Raw genomic sequence first — 13,812 nt, 5'->3', positions numbered from 1 at the left:
CGTCACCGGGCAGTGGGTGTGATCGCTGGCACGTTGCGTGACCGGCCTCCTCGGCGGTGCACTGGTCCCATGCTGACAAGAATCGACCACATCGGGATCGCCTGCTTCGACCTGGACAAGACCGTCGAGTTCTACCGTGCCACGTACGGGTTCGAGGTGTTCCACACCGAGGTCAACGAGGAGCAGGGCGTCCGCGAGGCCATGCTCAAGATCAACGAGACCTCCGACGGCGGCGCCTCCTACCTCCAGCTCCTCGAGCCCACCCGCGAGGACTCCGCGGTCGGCAAGTGGCTGGCCAAGAACGGCGAGGGCGTGCACCACATCGCCTTCGGCACCGAGGACGTCCGCGGCGACTCCGAGGCCATCCGCGGCAAGGGCGTCCGGGTCCTGTACGACGAGCCCCGCACCGGCTCGATGGGCTCCTCGATCACCTTCCTGCACCCCAAGGACTGCCACGGCGTCCTCACCGAACTGGTCACCTCCAACCCGCAGCACTGATGTCCCGATTCCCCGGCCGGTAGAGTGGCCATGGCTCGGCCGGGGTTCGGTGCTTCAGACGGGGTCGGGGCCTGTGACCCCTGCCCCGGCATCTGACACCATTCCCCCGGGGGCGCCGTTCAGCGGGCGGACGGTGCTCATTGGGAGTGAGCTTGCGACCAGGGGACGGATGGGACCGCGCTGTGCGGGGCTACGAAAGCCAGGAGAGCCTTCAGGCTGAGGCCGATCATCTCTCGCTCTTCGAAGCGGAGATGGAGCGGCTGAAGAAGGAGCGCGGCAAAGCCGTCCAGCACGCCGAGGACCTCGGCTACCAGGTCGAGGTGTTGCGCGCCAAGCTGCACGAGGTGCGGCGCGCGCTCGCGTCCCGCCCCGCCTACGACAGCCAGGACCTCGGCTACCAGGCCGAGCGGCTGCTGCGCGACGCCCAGGTCCAGGCCGACCAGATGCGTTCGGACGCCGAGCGCGAGCTGCGCGACGCCCGGGCGCAGACCCAGCGCATCCTGCAGGAGCACGCCGAGCACCAGGCGCGCCTGCAGGCCGAGCTGCACGCCGAGGCCGTCAACCGCCGCCAGCGGCTGGACCAGGAGCTCAACGAGCGCCGCCAGACCGTCGAGGCGCACGTCAACGAGAACGTCGCCTGGGCCGAGCAGCTGCGCGCCCGTACCGAGTCCCAGGCCCGCCGGCTCATGGACGAGTCCCGCGCCGAGGCCGAGCAGTCCCTGAACGCCGCCCGCGCCGAGGCCGCCCGGGTCGCCGAGGAGACCCGGCGCCGGCTGGCCGCGGACGCCGAGGCCGCCCGCGCCGAGGCCGAGGCCACGCTGCTGCGTGCCCGCAAGGAGGCGGAGCGGCTGCTGACCGCCGCGTCCTCGCAGGCCCAGGAGGCCACCGAGCACGCGGAGCGGCTGCGTTCGACGACGACCGCCGAGGCCGAGCAGACCCGGCAGCAGACCCTGGACCTCGGCCGGGTGGCCGAGCAGCGCGTGCAGGAGGCCGACGGGGCCCTGCGCGAGGCCCGCGCCGAGGCCGAGCGGCTCCTCGCGGACGCCAAGGAGAGCGCCGCCCGGCAGCTCGCCTCGGCCGAGTCCGTCAACGAGCAGCGCACCCGCACCGCGAAGGAGCAGGTGGCCCGGCTCGTCGGAGAGGCGACCAAGGAGGCCGAGGCCCTCAAGGCGGAGGCCGAGCAGGTCCTCGCCGACGCCCGCGCCGACGTCGAGCGCCAGCGCGCCGAGGCCGCCGAGCAGGCCCGCGCCGCGGCGGCCGAGGACACGGCCGCCCAGATGGCCAAGGCCGCCCGCACGGCCGAGGAGATGCTCACCAAGGCCACGCAGAACGCGCAGGCCACCACCCGCGCCGCCTCGGAGGAGGCCGAGCGGATCCGCCGCGAGGCGGAGGCCGAGGCCGAGCGGCTGCGCGCCCAGGCGGCGAACGCAGCCGCCGAGCTCAAGGGCGCCGCGAAGGACGACACCGAGGAGTACCGGGCCCGTACGGTCGAACTCCAGGAGGAGGCGCGGCGGCTGCGCGGCGAGGCCGAGCAGCTGCGCGCGGAGGCCGTCGCCGAGGGCGAGCGGATCCGCGGCGAGGCCCGCCGCGAGGCGGTCCAGCAGATCGAGGAGGCGGCCAAGACCGCCGAGGAGCTCCTGGGCAAGGCCAAGGCGGACGCCGACGAGCTGCGCTCCGGCGCGACCGCCGAGAGCGAGCGGGTCCGCGCCGAGGCCGTGGAGCGGGCCACCACCCTGCGCCGGCAGGCCGAGGAGACCCTTGAGCGGACCCGCGCCGAGGCCGAGCGGCTGCGCGCCGAGGCCGACGAGCAGGCCGAGGCCGTACGCGCCGAGGCCGAGGCCGCGGCCCGCGCCCGCCGCGAGGAGACCGAGCAGGCGCTGTCGGCGAAGCGGACCGAGGCCGAGGAGGAGCTCTCCCGCCTGCACGCGGAGGCCGAGACCCGGCTGGCGACGGCCGAGCAGACGCTGCGCGACGCCCGCGGGGCGGCGGAGAACATCCGCCGGGAGACCACCGAGGAGGCCGACCGCCTGCGCGCCGAGTCGGCGGAGCGGATCCGCGCCCTGCAGGCCCAGTCGGAGGCGGAGGCCGACCAGCTGCGCACCGACGCGGCGCAGGACGCCGGCCGGGTCCGCGCCGAGGCCGAGCAGGTGGCCGTACGGCTGCGCAGCGAGGCCGAGACCGAGGCCGAGCGGGTGCGCTCGGAGGCCCAGGAGACCGCGGACCGGCTGCGCGCGGAGGCGAAGGCCGCCGCCGAGCGGGTCGCCGAGGAGGCCGCCGAGGCGCTGGCCGCTGCGCAGGAGGAGGCCGCCCGGCGCCGCCGCGAGGCCGAGGAGACCCTCGCGTCGGCCCGGACCGACGCGGACAGCGAGCGCGCGCAGGCCCGCGAGCAGAGCGAGGAACTGCTGGCCGCGGCCCGCAAGCGCTCGGAGGAGGCGCAGGCCGAGGCGGCCCGCCTGACCGAGGAGGCGGAGGCCCGCGCGGCGGAGCTGGTGTCGGCGGCCGAGGCCACCGCCCAGCAGGTGCGCGAGTCGGTGGCCGGGCTGCACGAGCAGGCCGAGGAGGAGATCGCCGGGCTGCGCAGCGCCGCCGAGCACGCGGCGGAGCGTACCCGGACCGAGGCGGAGGAGGAGGCCGCGCGCGTCCGCTCCGACGCCTACGACGAGCGCGAGCGGGCCACCGAGGACGCCAACCGCATCCGCAGCGAGGCCCGTACGGAGACCGACGCGGCCAAGGCGCTGGCCGAGCGCACCGTCGCCGACGCGATCGCCGAGGCGGAGCAGCTGCGCAGCGACACGGCCGAGTACGCCCAGCGGGTGCGTACGGAGGCAACGGACGCGCTGGCGGCGGCCGAGCGGGACGCCGCCCGTACCCGGGCCGACGCCCGCGAGGACGCGAACCGGATCCGCGGCGAGGCCGGGGAGTCCCTGGAGGCCTCGCGCGCCGAGGGCGCCCGGATCGTCGCCGACGCCACGGCGGAGGCCGAGCGGATCACCGAGGAGACCCGCGCGGCCAACGAGGCGACCGTCGCCGAGGCCACCGCCGAGGCGGAGCGGCTCACCACGGAGGCCGCGGAGGCGGCGGAGGCGGCCCGCGCCGAGGCGGCGGACACGCTGGACGAGGCGCGTGCGGAGGCCAACCGGCTGCGCACGGAGGCCGCGGAGCAGGCGGACCGGCTCATCACCGAGGCCGCGTCCGAGGCGGAGCGGCTCACCGAGGAGACCCGCGCCGAGACCGAGGCCACGCTGGAGGCGGCCGAGGCGAAGGCGGACAAGCTCACCCGGCAGGCCGCGGACACGATGGCCGCGGCGGAGCGGGATGCCGCCCGGGTGCTGGTCGACGCCCGCAACGAGGGCGACCGACTGGTCGACGAGGTGCGTGCGGCCAACGAGCTGACGGTCGGCGAGGCGGCCGAGGAGGCCGAGCGGCTGCGCGCCGAGGCGGCGCAGGTCCTGGACGACGCCCGCGCGGAGGGCGGCCGGATCATCGGCGAGGCCACCGCGGAGGCGGACCGGGTCACGGCCGCGGCGGCCGAGACGCTGGAGAGCGCCGAGCGGGAGTCCGAGCAGACGCTGGACGAGGCGCGCGCGGAGGCCAACCGGCTGCGCACGGAGGCCGCGGAGCAGGCGGACCGGCTCATCACCGAGGCCGCGTCCGAGGCGGACAAGCTCACGGCGCAGACGCGCCGGGACAACGAGCGCACGGTCGGCGAGGCCGCAGCGGAGGCGGAGCGGCTGCGCGCGGAGGCGTCGGAGGCGCTGTCCTCGGCGCAGGAGCACGCCGCCCGCACGCGCTCGGAGGCCGAGCGGGTCAAGGCGGAGGCCGAGGCCGAGGCCGAGCGCACCCGTACGGAGGCGCGCGAGGAGTCCGAGCGGCTGCTGGACGAGGCGCGCGAGGAGGCCGGCAAGCGGCGTACCGAGGCGGCGGAGCAGGTGGACCTGCTGATCACCGAGGCCGCGGCCGAGGCCGACAAGCTGACCTCCGACGCGCAGGCGAAGGCGCTCGCCGCGACGACGGCCGCCGAGGAGCAGGCCGACCAGATGGTCGACGCCGCCCGCAGGGAGGCGGCGCGGATCGCCACCGAGGCGACGGTCGAGGGCAACTCCCTGGTGGAGAAGGCCCGTACGGACGCCGACGAGCTGCTGGTCGGCGCGCGCACGGACGCCGCCGCCATAAGGGAGCGGGCGGAGGAGCTGCGCTCCCGCGTCGAGAGCGAGATCGAGGAGCTGCACGAGCGCGCCCGCCGAGAGACGGCCGAGCAGATGAAGTCGGCCGGTGAGCGCGTGGACAAGCTCGTGCGGGCGGCGACCGAGCAGAGCGTGGAGGCCGAGAACAAGGCCAAGACCCTGGTGTCGGACGCGAGCAGTGAGGCGAGCAAGGTGCGCATCGCGGCGGTCCGCAAGGCGGAGACGCTGCTGAAGGAGGCGGAGCAGAAGAAGGCCGAGCTGTCGCGGCAGGCGGAGGCCGTGCTGGAGCAGGCGAAGGCCGAGGCGGAGCGGCTCGTGGAGGAGGGCCGGCGCGAGCTGGAGGTGCTGGTGCGTCGCCGCGAGGACATCCAGGCGGAGATCTCCCGTGTCCAGGACGTGCTTGAGGCGTTGGAATCATTCGAGGCGCCCTCGGGCGGAAAGTCCTCGGTCGGCAGTCAGGGCGCTGGGGGCGTGAAGGCCGGAGCTGCTGCGGGGTCCACTCGTTCGGGTGGCAAGTCGTCGGACGGCTAGTCGGTCCTCGGATTGTGTGCACCTGATGAAGGTTCATCCGAACGAGTGACATGCATTCTGTCGCCTTGCCACTCAAATGGGGTGTCATTGTCCAGATCAAACGCGGATTGACTCGATGACACGCCGCTCGGGCGCCTAGGATTCCCCTAACACCTCACGTAGCACCTCATCGGTCTCACTTCGACAGGAACCCCATGAGCGACACTTCCTCCCCCTTCGGCTTCGAGCTCGTGCGGCGTGGTTACGACCGCGGTCAGGTGGACGACCGCATTACCAAGCTGGTCTCCGACCGCGACAGCGCCCTCGGACGTATCAACGCCCTGGAAAAGCGGATCGAGGAACTGCACCTCGAGACGCAGAATGCCCAGGCCCAGGTGAGCGACGCCGAGCCGTCGTACGCGGGCCTCGGCGCCCGGGTCGAGAAGATCCTGCGGCTCGCGGAGGAGGAGGCGAAGGACCTGCGCGAGGAGGCCCGTCGCGCGGCCGAGCAGCACCGCGAGCTGGCCGAGTCGGCCGCCCAGCAGGTGCGCAACGACGCCGAGTCGTTCGCGGCGGACCGCAAGTCGAAGGCGGAAGACGAGGGCGTCCGCATCGTCGAGAAGGCCAAGGGCGACGCGGCCACCCTGCGCGCCGAGGCCCAGAAGGACGCGCAGTCGAAGCGCGAGGAGGCCGACGCCCTCTTCGAGGAGACCCGCGCCAAGGCCGCCCAGGCCGCCGCGGACTTCGAGACCAACCTGGCCAAGCGCCGCGAGCAGTCCGAGCGCGACCTGGCCTCGCGTCAGGCCAAGGCGGAGAAGCGCCTCGCCGAGATCGAGCACCGCGCCGAGCAGCTGCGCCTGGAGGCCGAGAAGCTGCGTACGGACGCCGAGCGCCGGGCCCGCCAGACGGTGGAGACCGCGCAGCGCCAGGCCGAGGACATCGTGGCCGACGCCAACGCCAAGGCGGACCGCATCCGCAGCGAGTCCGAGCGCGAGCTCGCGGCGCTGACCAACCGCCGCGACTCCATCAACGCCCAGCTGACCAACGTCCGCGAGATGCTGGCGACGCTGACCGGTGCGGCCGTGGCCGCCGCCGGCTCCCCGATGGACGACGAGCCGGTCTCCCGCGGGGTCCCGGCCCAGCAGAGCCGCTGACGCGAGGGGTACGACGCCCGCCGCGGCCCGCGTCTACTACAGCGCGCCGTCCACCGGCGGTTGACCCGCCGTCTACTCGCCGGTAGCGAAACGTCATGCCCGAGGGCCTTATGTCACCTTTTCGAGGTGGCGTGGGGCCCTCGGGCGTTCTAGCGTGAGCCCATGATCGAGCTTGAGGGCCTTACGAAACGATTCGGCGCGAAGACCGCCGTGGACCACCTCAGCTTCCAGGTCAGACCGGGGGTGGTGACCGGCTTCCTCGGCCCCAACGGGGCGGGCAAGTCGACGACCATGCGCATGATGCTCGACCTCGACAACCCCACCAGCGGGACGGTCAGGATCGACGGCAAGCACTACCGGGACCTGTCGGAGCCGTTGAAGCACATCGGTGCGCTGCTGGACGCGAAGGCCATGCACGGCGGCCGGAGCGCCTACAACAACCTTCTCTGCCTCGCCCATTCGAACCGGATCCCGAAGAGCCGCGTCGACCAGGTCCTTGATCTTGTCGGCCTGACGCCGGTGGCGAAGAAGAAGGCGAAAGGATTTTCGCTGGGCATGGGGCAGCGGCTGGGAATCGCCGCCGCGCTCCTCGGCGACCCGGAGATCCTGATGTTCGACGAGCCCGTCAATGGTCTGGACCCGGAGGGAATTCTCTGGATCCGCAATCTGATGAAGGGCCTCGCGTCGGAGGGGCGGACGATCTTCGTCTCGTCGCACCTCATGAGTGAAATGTCGCTGACCGCGGACCATTTGATCGTGATCGGCCAAGGAAAGCTTCTGGCCGACATGCCGATGGCCGAATTCATTCACCAGAACTCGCGCAGTTTCGTCCGGCTGCGCTCGCCCCAGCAGGAGCGGCTCAAGGACGTCCTGCACGACGCCGGCATCCACGCCGTCAGCGTTCCGGCCACCGGCACTCTGGAGATCGACGGGGTGTCCCCCGAAACCCTCGGCGAACTGGCCGCCGAACACCGGATCGTGCTGCACGAACTCAGCCCGCAGCGGGCTTCACTGGAGGAAGCGTTCATGCGCATGACGGCGGACTCGGTCGAGTACCACGCCCACGCGCCGGGAGCCCCGGGCCAGGTGCCCGCCCCCGGCATGGCCGCCGACAACCCGGGCCGGCCGGCCGACGTCCCCGCGTGGGGCGCCGGCTTCGAAGCGGACCGGAAGGGCGGGAAGTGACCATGGCCTTCTCCGCCGTCCTCCGGTCCGAGTGGACCAAGATCCGTACGGTCGCCTCGACCAGCTGGACCCTCGGCACCGCGCTCGCGGTCACCGTCGCCATGGGCGCCGGGCTGTGCGCCGCGGTCAACGCCACCTTCGAGAACATGCCCGCGGCCCAGCAGGCCACCTTCGACTCCACCCAGATGAGCTTCTCCGGGATGATGCTGGGCCAGCTGGCGATCCTCGTCTTCGGTGCGATGGTCGTCGGCTCCGAATACGGCTCGGGCATGATCCGCACCTCGCTCGCCGCCGTGCCCCGCCGCGAGAGCCTGCTGCTCGGCAAGGTCACCGTGGCCACCGGCCTGGCCCTGGTGGTCGGCCTGGCCACCGCCTTCCTGTCCTTCTTCCTCGGGCAGGCGCTCCTCGGCGACCACGGCATCGGGCTCGGCGAGGAGAACGTGATGCGGGCCGTGGTCGGCGCCGGGCTGTACATGGCGCTGCTCGCCCTGTTCTCCATCGGCGTCTCGATGATGCTGCGGAACTCGGCGGCCTCGATCTGCATCCTGATCGCGTTCGTCCTGATCGTGCCCATCGTCCTCAGCGTGATCGACGCGACCCGGAAGGTCGCCTACTACCTGCCCAGTCAGGCGGGCTCCGCGATCATGCAGACCATGCCCGACGCGGATGCCCCGTACAGCCCGTGGGGCGGCTTCGGGATCATGTGCCTGTGGGCACTCGCCGCGGTCCTCGGCGGCTACCTGGTACTGAAGAAGCGCGACGCCTGACGCGGTCGCGGCCACGCTGCGGCCGCGACCGCGCCGCGGGATCGCTGCGGGATCGCTGCGGGACCGGCTGTGGGATCGGCTGTGGGATCCGTCTCAGGACGGACCCGCCGCGAGGATCCGCCGCAGGACGGACGCCGCCCGTACTACGGGGGATCCCCGGGTCGGTATCAGGGGCAGCTCAGGGATCCGGCCCGGGGTGGAACCGGCGGCTCCTCGATATCCTCTTAACCCTTACTCGGACGAAAGCCGTCCGTCGGGCAAGGGGCAGAGGAATGATCGAGGCAGTCGGCCTGACCAAGCGCTTCGGCGCCAAGACCGCGGTCGACCAGCTGTCCTTCCAGGTCAGGCCGGGTCACGTGACCGGGTTCCTGGGGCCCAACGGCTCCGGCAAGTCCACCACCATGCGCATGATCCTCGGCCTGGACCGGCCCACCTCCGGGCAGGTCACGATCAACGGCCTGCCCTTCCGGGAGCTGCCGAACGCCCAGCGGCACGTCGGCGCCCTGCTCGACGCCAAGGCCGTGCACGGCGGCCGCCGCGCCCGCACCCACCTGCTCTCCCTCGCCCAGCTCTCCGGCATCCCGGAGAAGCGGGTCGACGAGGTGCTGGCCGTGGTGGGCCTGCAGGACGTGGCCCGGCAGCGCGCCAAGGGCTTCTCGCTCGGCATGGGCCAGCGGCTCGGCATCGCCGCCGCCCTGCTCGGCGACCCCCAGGTGCTGCTGTTCGACGAGCCGGTCAACGGGCTCGACCCCGAGGGCATCCTCTGGGTCCGCAACCTCATGCGCCGGCTCGCCGCCGAGGGCCGCACCGTCTTCGTCTCCTCGCACCTGATGAGCGAGATGGCCCTGACCGCCGACCACCTGATCGTGATCGGCCGCGGCCGACTCCTCGCCGACATGGGCACCCAGGAGTTCATCGCGCACAACTCGGCCGGTTTCGCCCGGGTGCGCGCGGCCGACACGACGCGGGATGGCCTGAAGACGCTGGCCACGGCCCTGACCGGGGCGGGCGGCCGGGTCCTGCAGGAGCCCGACGGGGCCCTGCGGGTGACCGGCCTGGAGCTGCCGCGCATCTCCGACCTGGCCCACGGGGCCGGCGTACGGCTGTGGGAGCTCTCCCCGCACCGGGCCTCGCTGGAGGAGGCGTACATGCGGCTGACCCAGTCCGCCGTCGAGTACACCTCCACCGAGGACCCGCGGGCCGAGCTGTGGGAGCCGGACCCGCTGGCCCTGCCCGCCTGGGAGGACGAGCCCACCGTGCCGCAGGTCCCGCAGGACGGTTTCTTCGCTCCCCCGCCGCCCGGCGCGGGCGGCAAGCCCTTCCTGATGCCCGGCAGCCCCGGCGAGCTCGCCGGCACCGCCACGAACGCCCCCACGGACACCTGCAAGGACCCCCGATGACCGGCCCCACGACCGCCGCGGACCAGCCGAAGGCCTACAGCTCCCCGCTGCCCACGCCCCGGCCGCACCTCGGGCACGCCTTCGCCTCGGAGTGGACCAAGCTGGTCTCCGTGCGCTCCACCGTGTGGACGCTCGGCGCGCTCGTCCTGCTCGTCGTCGGCATCGGGCTGCTCGCGGTCGGCGAGACCAGCGCGGCCGACTACCGGGACGTGCCGCTCACCGCGCCGGCCCTGTTCGGGCTGCTGGTCGGCCTGGTCCCGGTGATGGTGCTCGGCGTCCTGACGATCACCTCGGAGTACGGCACGGGGTTGATCCGCACCACCTTCACCGCCGCCCCCGGCCGCTCCCGCGTGCTGACCGCGAAGTACCTCGTCTTCGCCGCCGCCGCCTTCGCGGCCGTCGCCGGCTCGGTCTCGGTGGTCGTCTTCGCCTCGTTCATCCTGCACGGCGACTGGGCCGAGCGGCAGAGCGCCGCCCAGTGGGCCCACGCCCTCGCCGGCTGCCTGTACGTCACCCTGCTCGGGGTGCTGGGCCTCGCGGTCGGCGCCATGCTGCGCCACTCCGCCGGGGCGATCGCCGTGATGCTGGGGCTGGTCACGCTGCCGCCGGTGACGGGCGGGATGCTGAGCATGTGGGAGACCATGGCCCCGGTCGGCCGCACGGTCCTGCAGTACAACGCACCGGTCGCCCTCATCCAGCTGTTCGGCATGCCCAACGGCGACACCTCGAACGTGCCGAGCAGCTGGTCCCAGATGCTGCTGCTCGTGCTGGTGACGAGCGCCGCGGTGGCCGGCTCGTACGTACTCGTGGAACGCCGCGACGTATAAGCGCCCGGGCCTAGTACCTGGGGGCGTTCCTGGACCGCTGCACCCGCGAGGTGCGGCGGTCCTTCGCGTTCCAGCAGGCCTTGTGCCAGTGCCGGCGGTCGTCCACGCCGCCGTACTCCGGCCAGGCCACGACGTGCGGGGTGCCGGAGGGGATCTCCTGGTCGCAGCCCGGGCAGCGGTAGCGCTTGCCCGCCGCGCTCGCGCCCGCGACGTGCCGGACCCTCCACTCCTCGCCCTGGTACTCCTCGGTGCGCTCCAGCCCGAACCGGTCGGTGCCCGACGCAGCAGAGCCCGCGGCCGGACGGTCGGCCGGATTCCCGCCGCCCCTGGGGCGGTTGTGGCGCGGTGACACGTATACCTCACGAAGGGGCGAACGGCAGTGGCTTTCCCCCAGACTACGCGCAGCGGGACCGGCAGCACGCAGGGTGTCCGGGGGGAGGACACGCGCGGATGACGACTGGCCTGACTATCCCAATAACTTTCCTGTCAGGCCGTGCCTTTGGCACGTGTCAAACGTTGTTGCCATCAGAAGAAGAACCGGTCCGCCTGGGGAGGCCGCGTCAGCCAACGAGGAGGCTAAGGCGATGCGCGTAGGAGCGTTTGTAGTGGCGGCCCAGTTCCCGGGGCAGGGGCAGGGGGAGGCACTGCACCGCGCGGTGCGGACGGCCGAGGTGGCGGAGGGGGCCGGGCTCGACTCCGTCTGGCTCGCCGAGCACCACTTCGTCCCGTACGGGGTGTGCCCCTCGGCGGTGACCCTGGCGGCCCTGGTGCTGGGCCGGACCCGGCGCCTTCGCGTGGGCACGGCCGTCAGCGTGCTGCCGAACACGCACCCGGTGGCCCTCGGCGAGCAGGCGGCGCTGCTGCACCTGACCTCCGGCGGCCGGTTCACCCTCGGGGTGGGCCGGGGCGGGCCCTGGGTCGACCTGGAGGTCTTCGGCGGCGGGCTGGACGCGTACGAGGCCGGCTTCCCGGAGGGACTGGACCTGCTGCGGCGCTGGCTGGCCGAGCCGCGGGTCGGGGCGGCCGGCGAGCGGTACGCCTTCCCCGAGGTGGCCGTCGTACCCCGCCCGTCGGAGGCGCTGGACGGGGACGGATCGGGGCCGGAAGTGATCGTCGCCTGCACCTCCCCCGCGTCCGTACGGCTGGCCGCGGAGCGGGGGCTGCCGATGCTGCTGGGCATGCACTGCGGGGACGAGGAGAAGGCGGAGATGGTCGCCCTGTACCGCCGCACCGCCGCGGCCGCCCGGCAGAACCCGTACGCCCCCCACGTGTCGGCCGGCGTCTGCCAGCTGGCGGACCGCACGGCCGACGCCCGCGAGACGCTGATGAAGGCACTGCCGGGCTGGCTGAAGCAGGGGCTGGACGCCCATGTCACGGTGGACGGGCGCGTCCGCTCGATGCGCGACCCCCACGCCTACACCGAGCTGCTGTGTGATCTGCACCCCGTGGGAACCCCGCGGCTGGCGGCGGACCGGCTGGCCGCCACCGCCGAGCGGACGGGGATCACCCGGTTCGCACTGCTCGCGGAAGGCTCCGGCGACCTCGCCGCGACCGAGGAGAACGTCCGGCGCCTGGGCGCCGAGGTGCTGCCGCGGCTCGGCTGAGCCTGGGCTGCCGCTCCGGTACCAGTGGCACCTCCCGCGATACGGGAGCGGCAGCGAAATACGGTCTTGCCTGCTTCTCGCCTGCTTCCTTGCTGCCCTGCCACGCCGGCGGGGCTAGCAGTCCCGCAGCTCCGGCGACTGGTTGAGCAGTTGGCCGCGGATCGAGGTGAACTTGGCCAGCCGGTCGTCCGCCGAGGCGTCCAGCGGGAACACCGCGACCCGGTGGCAGTTCTGGAAGGCCAGGCGCACCCCGAAGTGCCGCTGCAGCGCACCCCGTATCGCGTCACTCGCAAGAGCGCGCAGCAGCTGGCCGCGCGCCTGCTCGTCGGGCGGCGGCGTCTGGTTGTCGGCGAACTCGCCGCCGTCCACCTTCAGCTGTGCCACGAGCGAGCTGATCATCTCCCATGCGTAGGGCAGGGAGGTCCGGACGCAGTCGACGAAGGCGGCTTCGTCGACCTCGCCTCGCTCGGCCTGTTCGAGTAGGGCCGGTGAGACGTCGAGCGACATGGGTTCTCCTCTCGCGACCCCGGCCGTTTTGGGTTGCCGGAGTCTTACGGGCAGGGAAGGAGGCCGCGACGCTGCGTGCACGCTCGGCAACCTCCCGCTCACCACGGTAGGCGCCCGCTGGGTGCCGCACCAGGAGAATGCGCATACAACGCGCCATCGGCGAACGGGGCTTTCGGGGGCGAATCGCGTGGAGGGCCGTCGGTCGAGTAGCGTTGCCGACCATGCGTCTCGTCATTGCCCGCTGCTCCGTCGACTACGCGGGTCGGCTCACCGCCCATCTGCCCTCGGCACCCCGTCTGATCCTCGTGAAGGCCGACGGCAGTGTCTCGATCCACGCGGACGACCGGGCGTACAAACCGCTCAACTGGATGTCGCCTCCGTGCACCCTCAAGGAGGGTACGGGCGACCAGGAGGGCATCTGGACGGTCGTCAACAAGGCGGGCGAGAAGCTCATCATCACCATGGAGGAGGTCCTCCACGACTCCTCCCACGAGCTGGGCGTCGACCCCGGGCTGATCAAGGACGGTGTCGAGGCGCACCTCCAGGAGCTGCTGGCCGACCGCATCGACACCCTGGGCGAGGGCTACACGCTGATCCGGCGCGAGTACATGACGGCGATCGGCCCGGTGGACATCCTGTGCCGGGACGCCGGCGGCGCAACGGTGGCGGTGGAGATCAAGCGGCGGGGCGAGATCGACGGCGTGGAGCAGCTGACCCGCTACCTGGAGCTCCTGAACCGCGACCCGCACCTGGCGCCGGTCCGGGGCGTCTTCGCGGCCCAGGAGATCAAGCCGCAGGCCCGCGTCCTGGCCACCGACCGCGGCATGGAATGCGTGGTCCTGGACTACGACGCCCTCCGAGGCATCGAGGACGACAAACTCCGCCTCTTCTGACCCCCGCGCCCCGCCCGCGCCCGGAGCCGCGAGCCCGGCACCTCCAGCCCCGCCTAGGCCTGGGGGCCGGGGTCCGGCATTTCCAGCGCCCGCGCCTGAGGACGAGGGTCCGGCATTTCCAGCCTCACTCGCGCCTGAGGACGAGGGTCCGGCATTTCCAGCCACGCCGGCGTTTGAGGCGCGGGGTCCGGCATTTCCAGCCTCACTCGCGCCTGAGGACGAGGGTCCGGCATTTCCAGCCACGCCGGCGTTTGAGGCGCGGGGTCTGGGGCGGAGCCCCAGG

At 72.9% G+C, this 13,812-nt stretch carries 11 protein-coding genes; 9 read left to right on the top strand and 2 right to left on the bottom strand.

Going from position 1 to position 13,812, the window contains the following annotated elements; all coding sequences use genetic code 11:
• Positions 1 to 69: 69 nt before the first annotated feature.
• The 7 genes from mce (at position 70) to AB0F11_RS00025 (ending at position 10,525) form a co-directional block, all read left to right on the top strand.
• Entirely contained in the window at positions 70 to 498 is a 429-nt protein-coding gene (gene mce / locus AB0F11_RS00055; RefSeq protein ID WP_361919186.1) for a methylmalonyl-CoA epimerase, read from the top strand.
• Positions 499 to 680: 182 nt separating this feature from the next.
• Positions 681 to 5,213, top strand: coding sequence for a polarized growth protein Scy (gene scy / locus AB0F11_RS00050; RefSeq protein WP_362166432.1), 4,533 nt, complete (start codon positions 681 to 683; stop codon positions 5,211 to 5,213).
• Positions 5,214 to 5,407: 194 nt separating this feature from the next.
• Positions 5,408 to 6,346 (top strand): cellulose-binding protein, encoded by a 939-nt coding sequence (locus AB0F11_RS00045; protein ID WP_361919182.1) that lies wholly within the window; start codon positions 5,408 to 5,410, stop codon positions 6,344 to 6,346.
• Positions 6,347 to 6,508: 162 nt separating this feature from the next.
• Positions 6,509 to 7,531 (top strand): ABC transporter ATP-binding protein, encoded by a 1,023-nt coding sequence (locus tag AB0F11_RS00040; RefSeq protein ID WP_362166430.1) that lies wholly within the window; start codon positions 6,509 to 6,511, stop codon positions 7,529 to 7,531.
• A gap of 2 nt (positions 7,532 to 7,533) precedes the next feature.
• Complete coding sequence (locus AB0F11_RS00035; protein WP_362166427.1) at positions 7,534 to 8,298, top strand: ABC transporter permease subunit; 765 nt, start codon at positions 7,534 to 7,536, stop codon at positions 8,296 to 8,298.
• 272 nt (positions 8,299 to 8,570) lie between these two features.
• Positions 8,571 to 9,698, top strand: a complete 1,128-nt coding sequence (locus AB0F11_RS00030) for an ABC transporter ATP-binding protein (protein WP_362166425.1) — start codon at positions 8,571 to 8,573, stop codon at positions 9,696 to 9,698.
• Positions 9,695 to 10,525: an ABC transporter permease gene (locus tag AB0F11_RS00025; protein ID WP_362166423.1), complete on the top strand. Its 831-nt coding sequence runs from the start codon at positions 9,695 to 9,697 to the stop codon at positions 10,523 to 10,525. Before AB0F11_RS00030 ends, AB0F11_RS00025 begins: the two co-directional genes overlap by 4 nt.
• Before the next feature lie 10 nt (positions 10,526 to 10,535).
• On the opposite strand, the gene AB0F11_RS00020 is transcribed toward AB0F11_RS00025, so the two are convergent.
• Entirely contained in the window at positions 10,536 to 10,877 is a 342-nt protein-coding gene (locus AB0F11_RS00020; RefSeq protein WP_362166421.1) for an ATP/GTP-binding protein, read from the bottom strand.
• A gap of 232 nt (positions 10,878 to 11,109) precedes the next feature.
• Between AB0F11_RS00020 and AB0F11_RS00015 the strand changes: the two genes are divergently transcribed.
• Positions 11,110 to 12,129 carry an LLM class flavin-dependent oxidoreductase gene (locus tag AB0F11_RS00015; protein ID WP_362166418.1) on the top strand — a complete coding sequence of 340 codons (1,020 nt, stop codon included), beginning with the start codon at positions 11,110 to 11,112 and terminating at the stop codon, positions 12,127 to 12,129.
• Between the two features lie 114 nt (positions 12,130 to 12,243).
• On the opposite strand, the gene AB0F11_RS00010 is transcribed toward AB0F11_RS00015, so the two are convergent.
• Positions 12,244 to 12,636 carry an SCO5389 family protein gene (locus AB0F11_RS00010; RefSeq protein ID WP_030685118.1) on the bottom strand — a complete coding sequence of 131 codons (393 nt, stop codon included), beginning with the start codon at positions 12,634 to 12,636 and terminating at the stop codon, positions 12,244 to 12,246.
• 221 nt (positions 12,637 to 12,857) lie between these two features.
• Here AB0F11_RS00010 and nucS point away from each other — a divergent pair, with 221 nt between their 5' ends.
• Positions 12,858 to 13,529, top strand: a complete 672-nt coding sequence (nucS, locus tag AB0F11_RS00005; protein ID WP_362166415.1) for an endonuclease NucS — start codon at positions 12,858 to 12,860, stop codon at positions 13,527 to 13,529.
• Positions 13,530 to 13,812 lie beyond the last annotated feature (283 nt).

This window comes from Streptomyces sp. NPDC032472 (assembly GCF_040636955.1).
Taxonomy (GTDB): Bacteria; Actinomycetota; Actinomycetes; order Streptomycetales; family Streptomycetaceae; genus Streptomyces.
The sequence above is the reverse complement of the archived record's forward strand: the minus strand, read 5'-3'. Positions and strand labels throughout refer to the sequence as shown.